Genomic DNA, 15,817 nt, shown 5'->3' with positions numbered 1-15,817 from the left:
CTCTCCCGGCTCACTTGTCTTCGACGACGCGAACCAGGTGGCTGACCTTGGCGATCATGCCACGCACGGACGGCGTGTCTTCGAGCGTACGGACGCGGTGCATCTTGTTGAGGCCGAGGCCGATCAGGGTCTGTTCCTGACGCGCCGGGCGGCGGATCGGCGAACCGATCTGCTCAACGGTGACGGTGGTCTTCTTGGTTTCGGCTTTCTTCGCCATCATCCGTCTCCTTATTCCTCGCCAGCGGCAGCGCCGCCGGTGGACTGGGCGCGACGGGCCTGCAGCGTGGCGTACTTGATGCCGCGCTGAGCCGCGATGTCCTTCGGATGGACCTGGTTCTTCAAGGCATCGAAGGTCGCGCGAACCATGTTGTAGGGATTGGACGAACCGGTCGACTTGGCGACGACGTCATGGACGCCGAGCGTTTCGAAGACGGCGCGCATCGGGCCACCGGCGATGATGCCGGTACCGGCCGGAGCCGAGCGCAGCAGAACCTTGCCGGCGCCATGGCGGCCGGGAACGTCGTGGTGCAGCGTACGGCCATCGCGCAGCGGTACGAAAATCAGGTCGCGCTTGGCAGATTCGGTTGCCTTGCGGATTGCTTCCGGCACTTCACGAGCCTTGCCGTGACCAAAGCCGACGCGGCCCTTCTGGTCGCCGACGACGACGAGTGCTGCGAAACCAAAACGACGGCCGCCCTTGACGACCTTCGCGACGCGGTTGATTGCGACGAGCTTGTCGACAAATTCGCTGTCGCGCTCTTCGCGGCTCTGACGGTCATCCCGCGAGCCTCTCTTTTCCTGTGCCATTGTCCTTTTCCTTTTTCTTTTCCGGGTGCAATCGGCATACAAAAATAGATCCCGGGTGCCTCGTTCAGGAGGCAGTCAGGATCCGGTGAGTGAGGCATCCCGCCTCGGGGGATCGAAGGCCCGGATCTCTCCGGGCCGCCAAATCAGAAGCTCAGACCGCCTTCGCGGGCAGCATCGGCAAGCGCCTTGACGCGGCCGTGATAGATGAAGGAACCGCGGTCGAAGACCACTTCCGTCACGCCAGCCTTGGCAGCGCGCTCGGCAACAAGCTTGCCGACGGCTGCAGCAGCAGCGGTGTCGGCGCCGGTCTTGAGGCCCTTCTTGAGGTCGACATCGAGGGTCGAAGCGGCGGCAAGCGTCTTGCCGGCGGTGTCGTCGATGATCTGAGCGTAGATGTTCTTGGAAGAACGATGAACGCTGAGACGCGGGCGGCCATTGGCGACCGCCTTGATCTGACGGCGGACGCGGTTAGCGCGGCGCACCTGGGAGTCTTTTGTGCTGGCCATTTTTCCGCTTCCTTACTTCTTCTTGCCTTCTTTGCGGACAATACGCTCACCGGCGTATTTCACACCCTTGCCCTTGTAGGGCTCGGGGCCGCGATATTCGCGGATCTCCGCTGCCACCTGGCCGACAACCTGCTTGTCGATGCCCGAGACGGTGATTTCCGTCGGCTTGGGGCAAGCGATGCTGATGCCTTCCGGCGGCTGATAGACGACGTCGTGCGAGAAGCCGAGCTGAAGCTGCAGGTTCTTGCCCTGCATCGCGGCGCGGTAACCGACGCCACTGATTTCAAGCTTCCGCTCATAGCCGTCCTTAACACCCTTCACCAGATTCTCGATCATGGTGCGGGACATGCCCCACTTCGCACGAGCATCCTTGGAGTCGTTCGCCGGGGTAATGGCGACGGTGTTATCTTCGAGCTTGACGAGCACTTCGTCATTGACGACGAACTTGAGTTCGCCCTTCGGGCCCTTCATGGTCACGGTCTGGCCGGAGACGGTCGCCGTCACACCAGCAGGAACCGGAACGGGCTTTTTACCGATACGAGACATATTCTTTACCTGTCTGTTCGCTATGCAAACAACTCAGCCGGATCAGAAGATCGAGCAGAGAAGTTCGCCACCAACGTTCTGTTCGCGAGCCTGGTGATCGGCCATCACACCCTTCGGAGTAGAAAGGATGGTGATGCCGAGACCGTTCGCGACCTGCGGAATGGACTTGACCGAGACATAGACCCGGCGGCCCGGCTTGGACACACGGTCGATCTTGCGGATCACCGGTGCGCCTTCGTAATATTTCAACTCGATATTGAGCTCGGACTTGCCGTTCTCGAAATCGGTCTTGGAATAGCCGCGGATGTAACCTTCGGCCTGGAGCACGTCGAGGACGCGGGCGCGCAGGTTCGAAGCCGGAGTCGAAACAGACGACTTGCGGCGGGCGACACCGTTGCGGATGCGGGTGAGCATATCACCCAATGGATCAGTCATGGACATGGGTTCGCCTCCTTACCAGCTTGACTTCACAATGCCGGGGATCTTCCCAAAATTACCCAGTTCGCGCAGAGCGATACGGGACATCTTGAGCTTCCGGTAGAAGGCGCGCGGACGACCGGTCACTTCGCAACGGTTGCGAATGCGGACCTTGGAGCCATTGCGCGGCATCTCAGCCAGTTTCAGAGTTGCCTTGAACCGGTCTTCGATCGGAAGATCGCGGCTCTGAATGATCGCCTTCAGCTTGGCACGCTTGCCAGCCTGTTGGGCAACCAGTTTGCGGCGGCGCTTGTTCTTTTCAACTGCGCTCGTTTTCGCCATCAGTTAGTTCCTTTTCTACGCTCGTCGTTACGGTCAGGCACGGAACGGGAAGTTGAACTCTTTCAGAAGAGCCCGCGCTTCGTCGTCGGTGTTGGCCGTCGTGCAAACGATGATGTCCATGCCCCACATCTGATCAACCTTGTCGTAGTTGATTTCCGGGAACACGATGTGCTCCTTGATACCCATGGCAAAGTTGCCACGGCCATCAAAGCTCTTCGGATTCAGGCCGCGAAAGTCGCGAACGCGCGGCAGCGCGATCGTGATCAGGCGATCCATGAATTCATACATGCGGACGCCGCGCAGCGTGACCTTCGCGCCGATCGGCATGAACTCGCGAACCTTGAAGCCCGCGATGGAGTTGCGCGCCTTGGTGATAACAGGCTTCTGGCCGGCAATCGCCGCGAGATCGGCGGCAGCAACGCTCGGCTTCTTGGAGTCGCCGGTCGCTTCACCAACACCCATGTTGATGACGATCTTGTCCATTCTGGGGATCATCATCTCGTTGGTGTAGGAGAACTGCTCCTGCATCGCCTTGCGGATGCGGTCCGTATAGTCTTTCTTGAACCGCGGTTCGTACTTGGTATCAGCCATCGATGGTTGCTCCCGAACGCTTGGCCACGCGGACCTTCTTGTCGCCGTCGATCTTGAAGCCGACGCGGGTCGGCTTGCCGTCCTTGGGGTCGGCGATCGCGATGTTGGACAGATGGATCGGGGCTTCCTTGGTGATGATGCCGGCTTCCTGGGAGGCCGACTGGCGCTGATGGCGCTTTACAACGTTGATACCGCGAACAACCGCGCGGTCTTCCTTCGGCATGACCTGGAGGACTTCGCCGGAGCGACCCTTGTCCTTGCCGGTGAGAATGACGACCTTGTCGCCTTTGCGAATTTTCTGCATCTCAGTCGTTCCTCTCGATTACAGAACTTCAGGAGCCAGCGAGATGATCTTCATATGGTTCTTGGCGCGAAGTTCGCGCGGAACCGGTCCGAAGATACGGGTGCCGATTGGCTCTTTCTTGTTGTCGATGAGAACGGCTGCGTTGCTGTCGAAGCGAATCACGCTTCCGTCGGGCCGGCGGATGTCCTTGGCGGTACGAACCACCACGGCCTTCATCACATCGCCCTTCTTAACACGGCCGCGCGGGATGGCTTCCTTGATCGAGACGACGATGACGTCGCCGATCGACGCGTATTTACGCTTGGAGCCGCCCAGCACCTTGATGCACATGACACGACGCGCGCCGGAATTATCGGCAACGTCGAGGTTTGTTTGCATCTGAATCATGTCAGGTCGCCTTCTTGTTATGACCGGCTGGTTGGACAGAGCGTCGTGACGCCCTAACCCCTGGTCCGGCTTGTCAGTCCAATTTTCAATGGAATGGGCGCGTCATATACGAAACGCGTCCAAAATCAAGCCCTGCCCTGAAAAAGAGTTCACGCCCGGATGGCTCCGGGCGGGCTAACTCTCTCCGAAAACAAAAGCCGGATCTTAGCTGTGGGTGCCCACAACCTTCCAACGCTTGTCCTTGGAAATCGGCGCGCATTCCTCGATGGAAACGACATCGCCGGTCTTCACGGAATTCTGTTCGTCGTGCGCCTTATACTTCTTCGAACGGCGAACCGTCTTCTGAAGCAGAGGATGGGCAAAGCGACGCTCGACGCGGACCACGACGGTCTTGTCATTTTTGTCGCTGACGACGGTGCCCTGCAGGATGCGCTTCGGCATTTCTTATATCCTTCAAGCCTTGGAACCGGCCGCCTTCTGGCGGGCGATCGTCTTAATGCGGGCAATGTCCTTGCGCACTTCATTGAAGCGAGCGGTCTTCTCCAGCTGGCCGGTCGCCTTCTGGAAGCGCAGGTTGAACTGCTCCTTCTTGAGCTTGACGAGCTCGTCCTTCATCTGATCTTCGCTCAATCCGCGAACGTCGGAAGCTTTCATTGTATTCACTCCTTATTCGGCGATGCGCTGGATGAAGCGTGTCTTCACCGAAAGCTTGGCCGAGCCAAGACGGAGCGCTTCACGAGCGAGCTCTTCGCTCACGCCGTCGATCTCGAACATGATACGGCCGGGCTTGACGCGGGCAGCCCAGTATTCCACCGAACCCTTGCCTTTGCCCATGCGGACTTCGGTCGGCTTCTTGGTCACCGGAACATCCGGAAACACGCGGATCCAGACGCGGCCGGCACGCTTCATGTGACGGGTGATCGCGCGGCGGGCCGCTTCAATCTCACGGGCGTTAACCCGGTTCGGTTCCTGGGCCTTGAGGCCGTATTCACCGAAAGCCAGGTCAAAGCCACCCTTGGCAACGCCATGGATGCGGCCCTTGAACTGCTTGCGGTACTTCGTCTTCTTTGGCTGCAACATTTGTCTATTCTCCGAAGTCTGCGTGCCGCGCTATTACGCGTTTTCACGGCGACGGTTGCTGTTGCCGCCTTGGTTGTCACCTTCGATCGCGCGGCGCTCGGATGCCATCGGATCGTGTTCGAGGATTTCGCCCTTGAAGATCCAGACCTTGATGCCGCAGACGCCGAACGCGGTGTGCGCTTCGGAGACACCGTAGTCGATGTCGGCACGCAGGGTGTGCAGCGGAACGCGACCTTCACGGTACCATTCGGTACGCGCGATTTCCGCACCACCGAGACGACCGGCGCAGGTGATCTTGATGCCTTCGGCGCCAAGACGCATCGCGGACTGCACGGCGCGCTTCATGGCACGACGGAAGGCCACACGGCGCTCGAGCTGCTGGGAAATGCCCTGGGCAACGAGCGTCGAGTCGATTTCCGGCTTGCGCACTTCAACGATGTTGAGATGTGTCTCGGACTTCGTCATCTCGGAAATCTTCTTGCGAAGCTTTTCGATGTCGGCGCCCTTCTTGCCGATGATCAGACCCGGACGCGCCGAGTGGATCGTGACGCGGCACTTCTTGTGCGGGCGCTCGATCACCACCTTGGCGATGCCGGCCTGCTTGAGTTCCGCCATCAGATACTTGCGGATAGCGATGTCTTCATGAAGCAGCTGACCGTATTCGGCGTTGTCGGCGAACCAGCGGCTGTCCCACGTACGGTTGATCCCGAGGCGAAGGCCGATCGGATTGATTTTCTGACCCATTATGCGGCCTCCTTCTCAGCGACTTCCCGAACCACGATCGTGAGGTGCGAGAACGGCTTTTCAACACGCGATGCACGACCACGGCCGCGAGCGTGGAAACGCTTCATGACAATCGACTTGCCCACATAGGCTTCGGCGACGATCAGTGAGTCGACGTCGAGGTCGTGGTTGTTCTCGGCATTGGCGATTGCCGATTCCAGCGTCTTCTTGACGGTGGCAGCGATGCGCTTGCGGGAGAACTCGAGCTCGGCGAGAGCGCGTTCCACCTTCTTGCCGCGGATCATCGCTGCAACCAGGTTGAGCTTCTGGGGGCTCACGCGGATCGTACGCGCAATAGCCTGCGCTTCGTTGTCCTTGAGCCGGCGTTCAGTCTTAGCCTTGCCCATGATTACTTCCTCTTCGCCTTCTTGTCCGCGCCGTGACCATAATAGGTCCGGGTCGGGGAGAATTCGCCGAACTTGTGTCCGACCATTTCTTCCGAGACCGATACGGGAACATGCTTGTTGCCGTTGTAGACGCCGAACGTGAGACCGACGAACTGCGGCAGGATGGTGGAGCGACGGCTCCACATCTTGATCACTTCATTGCGACCGCCGGAACGAACCTTCTCAGCCTTCTTGAGAAGATATCCGTCGACGAACGGTCCTTTCCATACTGAACGAGCCATTGTGACTACCTCTCAATTAGCGCTGATGACGCGAGCGCATGATGAACTTGTTGGTCTGCTTGTTAGACCGTGTGCGCTTGCCCTTGGTGGGCTTGCCCCAAGGGGTCACCGGATGGCGACCACCAGAGGTGCGGCCTTCACCACCGCCGTGCGGATGGTCGACCGGGTTCATCGCGACACCGCGAACATGCGGACGCTTGCCCTTCCAGATCGAACGGCCGGCCTTGCCGTCGTTCGTGTTGCCATGGTCAGGGTTGGAGACGGCACCGATCGTGGCAAGGCACGAGCCGTGCACGAGGCGCTGTTCACCGGAATTCAGGCGAAGGATCGCCATGCCCTGGTCACGGCCAACAAGCTGGACGTAGGTACCGGCGGAACGGGCCATCTGGCCGCCCTTGCCGGGCTTCATTTCGACGTTGTGCACGATCGAGCCGACCGGGATGTACTGCAGCGGCATGGTGTTGCCGGGCTTCACATCGGCGCCCTTCTCGGACGAGATCACCTTGTCGCCGGCAGCGAGGCGCTGCGGAGCCAGGATGTAGGACAGTTCGCCGTCATCATACTTGATCAGCGCGATGAATGCGGTCCGGTTCGGATCGTATTCGAGACGCTCGACGGTTGCCTCGACCTCGAACTTGCGGCGCTTGAAGTCCACCAGACGGTAGGACTGCTTGTGACCACCACCCTGGTAGCGGGCGGTGACTCGGCCGAGGTTGTTGCGGCCGCCCTTGGAGGACTTGCCTTCGGTCAGGGCCTTGACGGGCTTGCCCTTGTGCAGGCCGGAACGGTCGACGATGACCAGCTGACGCAGGCTCGGAGTGACCGGGTTGAATGTTTTCAATGCCATTGTTCTATCCTCAGAGACCGGTGGTCACATCGAGCGTCTGGCCTTCGACCAGGGTGACGATGGCCTTCTTGACGTCCTGCTGCTTGCCGATCGTGGTCTTGAAGCGCTTGGTCTTGCCCTTGCGGACGAGCGTGTTCACGGCCTTGACCTTGACGCCGAACAGAGCTTCGACGGCAGCCTTGATTTCCGGCTTCGAAGCGTCCTTGGCAACGTTGAAAACAACCTGGTTGTTCTCGGAAACGAAGGTGGACTTTTCGGTGATTGCCGGGGTGCGGATCACATCATAGTGGCGAAGATCAGTCATTTGAACCGCTCCTCCAGAGCTTCTACTGCGGCCTTGGAAAGCACGAGCTTGGAGCGGCGCAGGATGTCGTAGACGTTGATGCCCTGAACCGGCAGCACGTCGATGTTGGGGATGTTCTGGGCAGCGAGCTTGAAGTTCGCATCCAGTTCGGCACCGCCGATGAAGAGGGCGTTCGTCAGGCCGAGACCGGCGAGCGTACCCACCAGAGCCTTGGTCTTGGCTTCCGCAGCGATCAGGCTGTCGATGATGATCACGTCTTCGGACTTCAGCTTTGCCGAAAGGGCATGGCGAAGAGCGAGAGCGCGGATCTTCTTCGGCAGGTCGTGAGCATGGCTGCGAACGACCGGGCCATGGGCGCGACCACCACCACGGAACTGAGGTGCGCGAGCGGAGTGGTGGCGGGCGCGGCCCGTACCCTTCTGCTTGTACATCTTCTTGCCGGTGCGCGAGATTTCCGCGCGGGTTTTGGTCTGGTGCGTACCCTGCTGCTTCTTGGCGAGCTGATAGCGGATCATGCGGGCGATAATGTCTTCGCGCGGATCGAGACCGAAGATCTGATCCGAAACGGAGAGCTTGCCGGCATCCTTGCCATCAAGAGTTTTTACTGTGAGATCCATCTTCAAGGGCCCCCCTTACTTGGCTGCGCGGATGCCAGCCGGACGCGGAGCGTCGGCCGGGGTGCCCGCCTTGATGGCGTCGCGAACGATGATCCAGGAGCCCTTCGAGCCCGGGACCGCGCCGCGGACCAGAATGAGGCCGCGATCGTCGTCGGTGGAAACCACTTCGAGGTTCTGCGTGGTCACGCGGGTCTGGCCCATGTGACCGGCCATCTTCTTGTTCTTGAAGACCTTGCCCGGATCCTGGCGATTACCGGTGGAACCATGCGAACGGTGGGAGACGGAAACGCCGTGCGTGGCACGGAGACCGGCGAAGTTGTGGCGCTTCATGGCGCCTGCAAAACCCTTACCGATCGAGGTGCCGGTCACATCGACCAGCTGACCTGCGATGAAATGGCTCGCGGCAATCTCTGTTCCGACATCGAGCATGTTGTCGACGGAAACACGGAATTCAGCGAGCTTGGCCTTCGGTTCAACCTGGGCCAGCGCGAAAGAGCCGCGCGACGCCTTGGAGACATTCTTGACCTTGGCAACACCGGCGCCGAGCTGAACGGCTGTGTAGCCATTCTTTTCTTCCGTGCGCTGGGCCACCACCTGGCAGCTTTCCATGCGCAAAACCGTCACGGGAACGTGCTCACCGGCATCTGTATAGATGCGGGTCATCCCCAACTTCTGTGCAATCACACCTGAACGCATTGGTTCGTCCTCTCGAGAGTTCCTGTCGGGGCGAACCCCTTCAGTCTCTTGTTTAAGGATTCCGTCAGATCATCACGATCTTCCGGTCTCCCGTTTTAGAAGCCGTTGGTCCGCCTCCCGGCTGACCACGTACCTTCCTTGTTATTCGGCTTTCGCCGGACGTCTCGCTCTGCTTAGAGCTTGATCTCGACGTCGACACCTGCAGCGAGATCGAGCTTCATCAGCGCGTCCACGGTCTGCGGGGTCGGATCGACGATGTCGAGGAGGCGCTTGTGCGTGCGCATCTCGAACTGTTCGCGGCTCTTCTTGTCCACATGCGGCGAGCGGTTGACGGTGAAACGCTCGATGCGGGTCGGAAGCGGAACCGGACCGCGGACCTGCGCGCCGGTGCGCTTGGCCGTCGAGACGATCTCGCGCGTCGAGGCATCGAGGATCCGGTGGTCAAACGCCTTCAGGCGGATGCGGATGTTCTGGCCGTTCATTCGACTAGTCCTTGCTGGCGACATCCCGAAGGACATCTTCTATTCTTGTTCTTCAAACAGCAGAGCGGGGCGGCTGACGCCCCTGCCCTTCATGTCCAGTTCGAGCTGTTACTCGATGATGGAAGCGACGATGCCGGCGCCGACGGTGCGGCCGCCTTCGCGGATCGCGAAGCGCAGCTTTTCTTCCATCGCGATCGGAACGATCAGCTCGACAGACACCGTAACGTTGTCACCCGGCATCACCATTTCCGTGCCTTCCGGAAGCGACACGATACCGGTCACATCCGTCGTGCGGAAATAGAACTGCGGACGGTAGTTGGTGAAGAACGGCGTATGACGGCCGCCTTCTTCCTTCGTCAGGATGTAGGCTTCGGCCATGAACTTCTTGTGCGGCTTGACCGAACCCGGCTTGCACAGGATCTGGCCGCGCTCGACGCCGTCACGGGCAACGCCGCGGATCAGAGCGCCGATATTATCGCCGGCCTGGCCCTGGTCGAGCAGCTTGCGGAACATTTCAACGCCGGTCACCGTCGTCTTGGTGGTCGGGCGGATGCCGACGATCTCGACTTCCTCGCCAACCTTGACGATGCCGCGCTCGACGCGGCCGGTCACGACCGTGCCACGGCCCGAGATCGAGAACACGTCTTCGATCGGCAGCAGGAACGGCAGGTTGATCGGACGCTCCGGCGTCGGGATATAGGCATCGACAGCGGCCATCAGTTCGCGGATCGAGTCTTCGCCGATCTTCTTGTCGCTATCTTCGAGAGCAGCCAGCGCCGAACCCTTGATGATCGGAACGTCGTCGCCCGGGAAGTCATAGGACGACAGCAGTTCGCGCACTTCGAGCTCGACAAGTTCGAGAAGCTCGGCGTCATCGACCTGGTCGACCTTGTTGAGGAAGACGACGATCGCGGGAACGCCGACCTGGCGGGCCAGCAGGATGTGCTCGCGGGTCTGCGGCATCGGGCCGTCGGCCGCCGAGCAAACCAGGATCGCGCCGTCCATCTGGGCCGCACCGGTGATCATGTTCTTGACATAGTCGGCGTGGCCGGGGCAGTCGACATGGGCGTAGTGGCGGGCAGCCGTCTCATATTCGACGTGCGCCGTCGAAATGGTGATGCCGCGCGCCTTCTCTTCCGGAGCCGCGTCGATCTGGTCATAGGCCTTGTATTCGCCGAAATACTTCGTGATCGCGGCCGTCAGCGACGTCTTGCCATGGTCGACGTGACCAATCGTGCCAATGTTTACGTGCGGCTTGTTCCGCTCGAATTTGCTCTTACCCATCGGGGTTCTCCATTCGTTGGCCTGTCGGCCCTAATTCACAAAACGGTGGATATTCCGATCAACGCTGACCGGAATACTTTGCCTGGATTTCCTGGGCGACGTTGGACGGAACCGGCGCGTAGTGATCGAAGGTCATCGAATACTGAGCGCGGCCCTGCGACATCGAACGCAGCTTGTCGACATACTTGAACATGTTGGCGAGCGGCACATGCGCATTCAGCACGACCGAGACGCCACGGGCTTCCTGGCCCTGGATCTGGCCGCGACGGGCATTGAGGTCGCCGATGCAGTCACCGACATAATCCTCAGGCGTCACGACTTCGACCTTCATGATCGGCTCGAGCAGCTGGGCGCCAGCCTTCTTGGCCGCTTCACGGAAGCAGGCACGCGAGGCGATTTCGAAGGCGAGAACCGACGAGTCGACGTCATGGTAGGCACCGTCGATCAGCGTCGCCATGACGCCGAGCATCGGGAAGCCTGCCAGCGGACCGGAGGACATGACGCTTGCAATGCCCTTCTCGACGCCCGGGATGTATTCCTTCGGAACCGTACCGCCGACAACCTTCGACTCGAACTTGAAGTCGTCGCCATCGGGATTGGGCTTGAAGACAATCTTGACGCGGGCAAACTGGCCCGAACCGCCGGACTGCTTCTTGTGGGTGTAGTCTTCAGTATGCTCGCGGGTGATGGTTTCGCGATAGGCAACCTGAGGCTCGCCGACGCTTGCCTCGACCTTAAACTCGCGACGCATGCGGTCGACGAGGATGTCGAGGTGAAGTTCACCCATGCCAGCGATGATCGTCTGGCCGGATTCCTCGTCGGTCTTGACGCGGAACGACGGGTCTTCGGCAGCCAGGCGGCTGAGCGCAAGGCCCATCTTTTCCTGGTCGCCCTTGGACTTCGGCTCGATAGCGATCTGGATGACCGGCTCGGGGAATTCCATGCGCTCGAGAATGACGGGCTTCAGCGGATCGCAGAGGGTATCACCGGTGGTGGCATCCTTGAGGCCTGCGAGAGCGACGATGTCGCCCGAGAAGGCTTCTTCGATGTCTTCGCGGCTGTTGGAATGCATCTGCAGCATGCGGCCGACGCGCTCGCGCTTGTCCTTGACCGTGTTGAGCACCGAGGTGCCCTTTTCGAGCTTACCCGAATAGATGCGGCAGAAGGTGAGCGAACCGACGAATGGGTCGTTCATGATCTTGAAGGCCAGCATCGAGAGCGGCTCGCTGTCATCGGCGTGACGCTCGATTTCCAGTTCGGTCTTGAAGTCGATGCCCTTGATCGCCGGGATATCCATCGGCGACGGCAGGAAGTCGACGACGGCGTCGAGCAGCGGCTGAACGCCCTTGTTCTTGAAGGCAGAGCCGCAGAACATCGGGAAGAACTTGACGTCGATCGTACCGCGGCGGATGAGCGCGCGGATCTGGTCGTTGTCGGGCATGTTGCCTTCGAGATAGGCTTCGGTGGCAGCTTCGTCAATTTCGACGACCGTCTCGATCATCTTCTCGCGCCATTCGACGGCGGCATCCTTGAGGTCGTCAGGGATCTCGACGACATCCCACTGAGCGCCGAGTTGCTCGTCGCGCCAGACAAGAGCGTTCATCTCGATCAGATCAACGACGCCCTTGAATTCCGTTTCAGCGCCGATCGGCAGCTGGCAAACGACGGCGGTGGCGCCGAGGCGAGTCTTGATCATCTCGACCGAGCGATAGAAATCGGCGCCGGTCTTGTCCATCTTGTTGCAGAAGATCATCCGCGGGACGTTGTACTTGTCGGCCTGACGCCAGACAGTTTCGGTCTGCGGCTCAACACCGGCATTGGCGTCGAGAAGCGCGATTGCGCCGTCGAGAACACGCAGCGAACGCTCGACTTCGATGGTGAAGTCCACGTGTCCTGGGGTGTCGATGATGTTGAAGCGGCGGGTCTTGCCGTCACGGCCCTTCCAGTAGGTCGTGGTCGCAGCGGACGTGATCGTGATGCCGCGTTCCTGCTCCTGCTCCATCCAGTCCATGGTCGCGGCGCCGTCGTGGACTTCGCCGATCTTGTGGGACTTGCCGGTGTAGTAGAGCACGCGTTCGGTCGTCGTTGTCTTGCCGGCGTCGATATGCGCCATGATACCGAAATTGCGGTAGTCTTCGATCTTATATTCGCGAGCCATCTTGAGCTTGCCTTTCCTTCGAGATTACCAGCGGTAGTGCGAGAACGCGCGGTTGGCTTCCGCCATCTTGTGCGTGTCTTCGCGCTTCTTCACGGCAGAACCGCGGTTGTTGGCCGCGTCGAGAATTTCGCCGCACAGACGATCAACCATGGTGGTTTCGTTGCGCTTGCGGGCGGCAGTGATCAGCCAGCGGATCGCGAGAGCCTGACGGCGCTCCGGACGAACGTCGACCGGGACCTGATAGGTCGCACCGCCGACACGGCGGGAGCGGACTTCGACATGCGGTGCGATATTGTCGAGCGCCGTATGGAAGAGGCCGATCGGCTCTGCCTTGGCCTTCGACTGCGCAGCGTCGAACGCGCTGTAGACGATGGTTTCAGCAACCGACTTCTTGCCGTCATACATGATGGCGTTCATGAACTTGGTGACCACCAGATCGCCGAACTTGGGGTCCGGGTTGATCTCGCGCTTTTCTGCTTTGTGACGTCTGGACATTTTCTCGTCTCTTTATCTCTACGGCGCTCACCACGCGGAGAACCTCGCGCAGCGCCTTAATCCAATGAACCGAATTACTTCGGACGCTTCGCACCGTACTTGGAGCGGCGCTGCTTACGATTCTTGACGCCCTGGGTGTCGAGAACGCCGCGGATGATGTGGTAGCGAACGCCCGGCAAGTCCTTGACGCGGCCGCCGCGGATCATGACCACGGAGTGTTCCTGGAGGTTGTGGCCTTCGCCCGGAATGTAGCCGATGACTTCGAAGCCGTTGACGAGGCGGATCTTGGCGACCTTACGAAGCGCCGAGTTCGGCTTCTTCGGGGTCGTCGTATAGACGCGGGTGCAGACGCCGCGCTTCTGCGGGTTTTCCTGCAGAGCCGGGACCTTGTTGCGCTTGACCTGTGCCTGACGAGGCTTGCGGATCAGCTGGTTTACGGTAGGCATATAACCATCCCTTTAATTCTGTTTTCCATACCCTTTCGGGGCACTCTAACTTGCCGTCTCCGGCCCAACATGCTGAAGTCATGCGCGAAAAACGGACCGATCCGCCGGAAGGCAGATGACCCGAAAAATGCAGAGGACTCCCCCCGAAGGAAGCGTCATGCGTGCAGCAATCTCGTCTCAACGTGCTATGTTGAACCTTGTTTGGGACGTAGTTCAGGACGAGTCGTCCCGAAACAGCCAGCCCCACATCGGCTCTGATGGCGCGGGTACTACTCATTTCCCCTACTCCCGTCAAGAGCTTCGAGGATTTTTTTGCCTGAAGCGCTTGGGGTTGGCGGACTTCCAGCCCTCCGCGGCAGGCTTATGAGGTCAATTGTTGCACTTGCGAAGCGGTGAAGGGCATATTAACTTCGCAAAGAGCGTCCGGAATACACAAACCGCAAGCCAGCCTTGCATTTTCGCCTTCCCCTCCCCGGGCAGACTGTTTGCCCCCGAATCGAGGAATCCCGGCCGGACGGGCTTCCGTAGAGAATCGCCTGTCGGCAGAAAGACGTCAGACTTCATGGAAGATCCTGTCAACGACAACACGCCAAAGGGCGGCTTCGTCTTCATCATTATCGGCAAGGCTTACCTGGACGGCGACAATGAAGGGATCGACATTCATATCATGCTGCGCGCGCCCGACGATGATACGGCGGTGCGTGAGGCCTTGAATGCGCTGACGGAAGAAGGTTTCTCCGAAGCTGACCTCGACCAGATCGGCACGCTGATGGGTGCGCCTGACGAGGAACCGCATGCTTCCGCCTACCAGGGCGCCCTCGAAGGCGAAGTCGCGATCATCCGGTTCGGCTGATCGGGCGGCGGCGGATCGAACGCGGGCTCGCTGCATTACCATCCCGGAAACGGGAGACTCCCTTCTGACAGTCCGAATTGGCGCATGCCTCAGTGGCCGCGTCCAATACGAAGTGCGCGGCGAGCCAATGCGTACCGGTCTCTGCCACTGCGCGGACTGCCGCAAGGAAAGCGACTCGGTCTTCGCCACCTTCGCTATCTGGCCTCGCGCAGCGTTTTCCTCAACGGGCGATGTGGCGGTCTTCCAGGGACGAAGCTTTTGCCCCACCTGCGGTTCGCGTCTTTTCAACCTGAGCGATGACGAGGCTGAAATTCGTGTCGGCGGCCTGGACGTCGCACCCACGGCCCTTCGTCCGACCTCCGAGATATGGGTCAAGCGGAGGGAACCATGGCTCGCGCCCCTGCCCGCCTGCCAGCAGTTCGACGGGGACAACTCTGTAGGATGACCGAGCGCTTCACATGGTTTTCGGCTCGGTCGTCTCAACCGGCTTCAGGCGCCGGATCCGCCATTCACGATATGCAAGGCCCAAGCGCATCAGCCACTTCGGGGTTTCACTTTCGTTCTGCAGCCACTCGATTTGCCTCTGCGTCATCGCCTCGTTTGTCCAGACCTCTTCTGGAATCGCGAAGCGCTCCTCGGTGATTGCGAGCAACTCCTCATTGTCCGGCAGCTTCCTGACGAATAGCAGTTCCTCTCCCGAGCAGACATCCTCGACCCGGATCCGGATCTTGGCAACATAGCCGATCCCACGATCGAACAGCTCCGCATGGGTCGCCTCATGGATGATGGTGAGCGCGATGTTCCTGATGTCGCCGCTCTCAACAGTCGACTTGCCGAGGATGCAGCGACGCAGCGACCGGATATACTCGCCCTGGTTCGGCGATGGGTTGACTACGATACGGCTGAGCCGGGTCACGACGCGCCTGTAGCGATAGGCGTCGTACTGGCGGATCAGTGCCAGCGCCTCGCGGACATTGCCGAGAATGACGGCACTCTCTTTCCTGTCGACAAAGGCGCTGACCGTGAGCCCGTCGATGACCTCGTGAAAGGAAAAATAGAGAAGGGCGCGATCGACAAATCGGTGCAGCCGGGTGCGATGAGAATGGAACAAGATCAATCCTTCGAATTCTAACGGTCTTCTGCAACATCTGACGCGCTAGAACCGGGCTCCATTCGGAAATCCCGCAAGGAAAAGGCCGCCGGAATTTCTCCCGGCGGCCCTTTTCATTTCCGCAGTTCCCGAG

The 15,817-nt window shown here is 60.0% G+C and carries 27 protein-coding genes; 2 read left to right on the top strand and 25 right to left on the bottom strand.

Going from position 1 to position 15,817, the window contains the following annotated elements; translation table 11 throughout:
* Positions 1 to 10 precede the first annotated feature (10 nt).
* From rpmD to rpsL, 24 genes are all read right to left on the bottom strand, one after another.
* Positions 11 to 217: a 50S ribosomal protein L30 gene (gene rpmD / locus AC2YI2_RS09900; protein WP_487386291.1), complete on the bottom strand. Its 207-nt coding sequence runs from the start codon at positions 215 to 217 to the stop codon at positions 11 to 13.
* An 11-nt stretch (positions 218 to 228) separates the two neighbouring features.
* Entirely contained in the window at positions 229 to 807 is a 579-nt protein-coding gene (gene rpsE / locus AC2YI2_RS09895) for a 30S ribosomal protein S5 (RefSeq protein WP_487386290.1), read from the bottom strand.
* Positions 808 to 950: 143 nt separating this feature from the next.
* Positions 951 to 1,313, bottom strand: coding sequence for a 50S ribosomal protein L18 (gene rplR / locus AC2YI2_RS09890; RefSeq protein ID WP_487386289.1), 363 nt, complete (start codon positions 1,311 to 1,313; stop codon positions 951 to 953).
* 12 nt (positions 1,314 to 1,325) lie between these two features.
* Positions 1,326 to 1,859 carry a 50S ribosomal protein L6 gene (rplF, locus tag AC2YI2_RS09885; protein WP_487386288.1) on the bottom strand — a complete coding sequence of 178 codons (534 nt, stop codon included), beginning with the start codon at positions 1,857 to 1,859 and terminating at the stop codon, positions 1,326 to 1,328.
* Between the two features lie 42 nt (positions 1,860 to 1,901).
* Positions 1,902 to 2,300, bottom strand: coding sequence for a 30S ribosomal protein S8 (gene rpsH / locus AC2YI2_RS09880; RefSeq protein WP_487386287.1), 399 nt, complete (start codon positions 2,298 to 2,300; stop codon positions 1,902 to 1,904).
* A 12-nt stretch (positions 2,301 to 2,312) separates the two neighbouring features.
* A complete protein-coding gene (gene rpsN / locus AC2YI2_RS09875; RefSeq protein WP_487386286.1) occupies positions 2,313 to 2,618 on the bottom strand; it encodes a 30S ribosomal protein S14 in 306 nt (101 codons plus the stop codon).
* A 33-nt stretch (positions 2,619 to 2,651) separates the two neighbouring features.
* Positions 2,652 to 3,209, bottom strand: a complete 558-nt coding sequence (gene rplE, locus AC2YI2_RS09870; protein WP_487386285.1) for a 50S ribosomal protein L5 — start codon at positions 3,207 to 3,209, stop codon at positions 2,652 to 2,654.
* Complete coding sequence (gene rplX, locus AC2YI2_RS09865) at positions 3,202 to 3,513, bottom strand: 50S ribosomal protein L24 (protein WP_487386284.1); 312 nt, start codon at positions 3,511 to 3,513, stop codon at positions 3,202 to 3,204. Before rplX ends, rplE begins: the two co-directional genes overlap by 8 nt.
* A gap of 18 nt (positions 3,514 to 3,531) precedes the next feature.
* On the bottom strand, positions 3,532 to 3,900 hold the full coding sequence (gene rplN / locus AC2YI2_RS09860; protein WP_201663652.1) for a 50S ribosomal protein L14: 369 nt from the start codon (positions 3,898 to 3,900) through the stop codon (positions 3,532 to 3,534).
* Positions 3,901 to 4,104: 204 nt separating this feature from the next.
* A complete protein-coding gene (gene rpsQ / locus AC2YI2_RS09855) occupies positions 4,105 to 4,341 on the bottom strand; it encodes a 30S ribosomal protein S17 (protein ID WP_487386283.1) in 237 nt (78 codons plus the stop codon).
* Positions 4,342 to 4,353: 12 nt separating this feature from the next.
* Positions 4,354 to 4,554 carry a 50S ribosomal protein L29 gene (gene rpmC, locus AC2YI2_RS09850; protein WP_487386282.1) on the bottom strand — a complete coding sequence of 67 codons (201 nt, stop codon included), beginning with the start codon at positions 4,552 to 4,554 and terminating at the stop codon, positions 4,354 to 4,356.
* A gap of 12 nt (positions 4,555 to 4,566) precedes the next feature.
* On the bottom strand, positions 4,567 to 4,980 hold the full coding sequence (rplP, locus tag AC2YI2_RS09845) for a 50S ribosomal protein L16 (RefSeq protein WP_487386281.1): 414 nt from the start codon (positions 4,978 to 4,980) through the stop codon (positions 4,567 to 4,569).
* Between the two features lie 33 nt (positions 4,981 to 5,013).
* Complete coding sequence (rpsC, locus tag AC2YI2_RS09840; RefSeq protein ID WP_487386280.1) at positions 5,014 to 5,724, bottom strand: 30S ribosomal protein S3; 711 nt, start codon at positions 5,722 to 5,724, stop codon at positions 5,014 to 5,016.
* Positions 5,724 to 6,110 carry a 50S ribosomal protein L22 gene (gene rplV / locus AC2YI2_RS09835; RefSeq protein WP_487386279.1) on the bottom strand — a complete coding sequence of 129 codons (387 nt, stop codon included), beginning with the start codon at positions 6,108 to 6,110 and terminating at the stop codon, positions 5,724 to 5,726. The genes rpsC and rplV overlap by 1 nt, the downstream gene beginning before the upstream one ends.
* Positions 6,111 to 6,112: 2 nt before the next feature.
* Positions 6,113 to 6,391: a 30S ribosomal protein S19 gene (rpsS, locus tag AC2YI2_RS09830; RefSeq protein ID WP_487386278.1), complete on the bottom strand. Its 279-nt coding sequence runs from the start codon at positions 6,389 to 6,391 to the stop codon at positions 6,113 to 6,115.
* A 16-nt stretch (positions 6,392 to 6,407) separates the two neighbouring features.
* Positions 6,408 to 7,238: a 50S ribosomal protein L2 gene (gene rplB / locus AC2YI2_RS09825; RefSeq protein ID WP_487386277.1), complete on the bottom strand. Its 831-nt coding sequence runs from the start codon at positions 7,236 to 7,238 to the stop codon at positions 6,408 to 6,410.
* Positions 7,239 to 7,248: 10 nt separating this feature from the next.
* Positions 7,249 to 7,542, bottom strand: a complete 294-nt coding sequence (locus tag AC2YI2_RS09820) for a 50S ribosomal protein L23 (protein WP_487386276.1) — start codon at positions 7,540 to 7,542, stop codon at positions 7,249 to 7,251.
* Complete coding sequence (gene rplD, locus AC2YI2_RS09815; protein WP_487386275.1) at positions 7,539 to 8,159, bottom strand: 50S ribosomal protein L4; 621 nt, start codon at positions 8,157 to 8,159, stop codon at positions 7,539 to 7,541. The genes AC2YI2_RS09820 and rplD overlap by 4 nt, the downstream gene beginning before the upstream one ends.
* 15 nt (positions 8,160 to 8,174) lie before the next feature.
* The gene (rplC, locus tag AC2YI2_RS09810) at positions 8,175 to 8,855 is read right to left on the bottom strand and encodes a 50S ribosomal protein L3 (RefSeq protein WP_487386274.1); all 681 of its coding nucleotides are present in this window, start codon (positions 8,853 to 8,855) and stop codon (positions 8,175 to 8,177) included.
* Positions 8,856 to 9,028: 173 nt separating this feature from the next.
* Positions 9,029 to 9,337 carry a 30S ribosomal protein S10 gene (rpsJ, locus tag AC2YI2_RS09805; protein ID WP_137156080.1) on the bottom strand — a complete coding sequence of 103 codons (309 nt, stop codon included), beginning with the start codon at positions 9,335 to 9,337 and terminating at the stop codon, positions 9,029 to 9,031.
* A gap of 108 nt (positions 9,338 to 9,445) precedes the next feature.
* Positions 9,446 to 10,621 (bottom strand): elongation factor Tu, encoded by a 1,176-nt coding sequence (tuf, locus tag AC2YI2_RS09800; protein ID WP_487386273.1) that lies wholly within the window; start codon positions 10,619 to 10,621, stop codon positions 9,446 to 9,448.
* Between the two features lie 58 nt (positions 10,622 to 10,679).
* The gene (gene fusA / locus AC2YI2_RS09795) at positions 10,680 to 12,779 is read right to left on the bottom strand and encodes an elongation factor G (RefSeq protein WP_487386272.1); all 2,100 of its coding nucleotides are present in this window, start codon (positions 12,777 to 12,779) and stop codon (positions 10,680 to 10,682) included.
* Positions 12,780 to 12,803: 24 nt separating this feature from the next.
* Positions 12,804 to 13,274 (bottom strand): 30S ribosomal protein S7, encoded by a 471-nt coding sequence (gene rpsG, locus AC2YI2_RS09790; RefSeq protein ID WP_487386271.1) that lies wholly within the window; start codon positions 13,272 to 13,274, stop codon positions 12,804 to 12,806.
* A gap of 74 nt (positions 13,275 to 13,348) precedes the next feature.
* A complete protein-coding gene (gene rpsL / locus AC2YI2_RS09785; protein ID WP_137153564.1) occupies positions 13,349 to 13,720 on the bottom strand; it encodes a 30S ribosomal protein S12 in 372 nt (123 codons plus the stop codon).
* Between the two features lie 562 nt (positions 13,721 to 14,282).
* Here rpsL and AC2YI2_RS09780 point away from each other — a divergent pair.
* A complete protein-coding gene (locus tag AC2YI2_RS09780; protein WP_487386270.1) occupies positions 14,283 to 14,573 on the top strand; it encodes a transcriptional regulator in 291 nt (96 codons plus the stop codon).
* A 64-nt stretch (positions 14,574 to 14,637) separates the two neighbouring features.
* A complete protein-coding gene (locus AC2YI2_RS09775) occupies positions 14,638 to 15,018 on the top strand; it encodes a GFA family protein (protein ID WP_487386362.1) in 381 nt (126 codons plus the stop codon).
* A 9-nt stretch (positions 15,019 to 15,027) separates the two neighbouring features.
* Here AC2YI2_RS09775 and AC2YI2_RS09770 read toward each other — a convergent pair whose 3' ends face one another.
* Positions 15,028 to 15,684 carry a hypothetical protein gene (locus tag AC2YI2_RS09770; RefSeq protein ID WP_487386269.1) on the bottom strand — a complete coding sequence of 219 codons (657 nt, stop codon included), beginning with the start codon at positions 15,682 to 15,684 and terminating at the stop codon, positions 15,028 to 15,030.
* Positions 15,685 to 15,817 lie beyond the last annotated feature (133 nt).

This window comes from Rhizobium sp. SRI_017 (genome assembly GCF_057586295.1).
Note: the sequence above shows the minus strand (reverse complement) of the source record. Positions and strands in the feature narration are given on the sequence as shown.

Coding starts and splice junctions, on each gene's coding strand:
- rpmD (WP_487386291.1), bottom strand. CDS start 217: ATGGCGAAGAAAGCCGAAACCAAGAAGACCACCGTCACCGTTGAGCAG.
- rpsE (WP_487386290.1), bottom strand. CDS start 807: ATGGCACAGGAAAAGAGAGGCTCGCGGGATGACCGTCAGAGCCGCGAA.
- rplR (WP_487386289.1), bottom strand. CDS start 1,313: ATGGCCAGCACAAAAGACTCCCAGGTGCGCCGCGCTAACCGCGTCCGC.
- rplF (WP_487386288.1), bottom strand. CDS start 1,859: ATGTCTCGTATCGGTAAAAAGCCCGTTCCGGTTCCTGCTGGTGTGACG.
- rpsH (WP_487386287.1), bottom strand. CDS start 2,300: ATGTCCATGACTGATCCATTGGGTGATATGCTCACCCGCATCCGCAAC.
- rpsN (WP_487386286.1), bottom strand. CDS start 2,618: ATGGCGAAAACGAGCGCAGTTGAAAAGAACAAGCGCCGCCGCAAACTG.
- rplE (WP_487386285.1), bottom strand. CDS start 3,209: ATGGCTGATACCAAGTACGAACCGCGGTTCAAGAAAGACTATACGGAC.
- rplX (WP_487386284.1), bottom strand. CDS start 3,513: ATGCAGAAAATTCGCAAAGGCGACAAGGTCGTCATTCTCACCGGCAAG.
- rplN (WP_201663652.1), bottom strand. CDS start 3,900: ATGATTCAGATGCAAACAAACCTCGACGTTGCCGATAATTCCGGCGCG.
- rpsQ (WP_487386283.1), bottom strand. CDS start 4,341: ATGCCGAAGCGCATCCTGCAGGGCACCGTCGTCAGCGACAAAAATGAC.
- rpmC (WP_487386282.1), bottom strand. CDS start 4,554: ATGAAAGCTTCCGACGTTCGCGGATTGAGCGAAGATCAGATGAAGGAC.
- rplP (WP_487386281.1), bottom strand. CDS start 4,980: ATGTTGCAGCCAAAGAAGACGAAGTACCGCAAGCAGTTCAAGGGCCGC.
- rpsC (WP_487386280.1), bottom strand. CDS start 5,724: ATGGGTCAGAAAATCAATCCGATCGGCCTTCGCCTCGGGATCAACCGT.
- rplV (WP_487386279.1), bottom strand. CDS start 6,110: ATGGGCAAGGCTAAGACTGAACGCCGGCTCAAGGACAACGAAGCGCAG.
- rpsS (WP_487386278.1), bottom strand. CDS start 6,391: ATGGCTCGTTCAGTATGGAAAGGACCGTTCGTCGACGGATATCTTCTC.
- rplB (WP_487386277.1), bottom strand. CDS start 7,238: ATGGCATTGAAAACATTCAACCCGGTCACTCCGAGCCTGCGTCAGCTG.
- AC2YI2_RS09820 (WP_487386276.1), bottom strand. CDS start 7,542: ATGACTGATCTTCGCCACTATGATGTGATCCGCACCCCGGCAATCACC.
- rplD (WP_487386275.1), bottom strand. CDS start 8,159: ATGGATCTCACAGTAAAAACTCTTGATGGCAAGGATGCCGGCAAGCTC.
- rplC (WP_487386274.1), bottom strand. CDS start 8,855: ATGCGTTCAGGTGTGATTGCACAGAAGTTGGGGATGACCCGCATCTAT.
- rpsJ (WP_137156080.1), bottom strand. CDS start 9,337: ATGAACGGCCAGAACATCCGCATCCGCCTGAAGGCGTTTGACCACCGG.
- tuf (WP_487386273.1), bottom strand. CDS start 10,621: ATGGGTAAGAGCAAATTCGAGCGGAACAAGCCGCACGTAAACATTGGC.
- fusA (WP_487386272.1), bottom strand. CDS start 12,779: ATGGCTCGCGAATATAAGATCGAAGACTACCGCAATTTCGGTATCATG.
- rpsG (WP_487386271.1), bottom strand. CDS start 13,274: ATGTCCAGACGTCACAAAGCAGAAAAGCGCGAGATCAACCCGGACCCC.
- rpsL (WP_137153564.1), bottom strand. CDS start 13,720: ATGCCTACCGTAAACCAGCTGATCCGCAAGCCTCGTCAGGCACAGGTC.
- AC2YI2_RS09780 (WP_487386270.1), top strand. CDS start 14,283: ATGGAAGATCCTGTCAACGACAACACGCCAAAGGGCGGCTTCGTCTTC.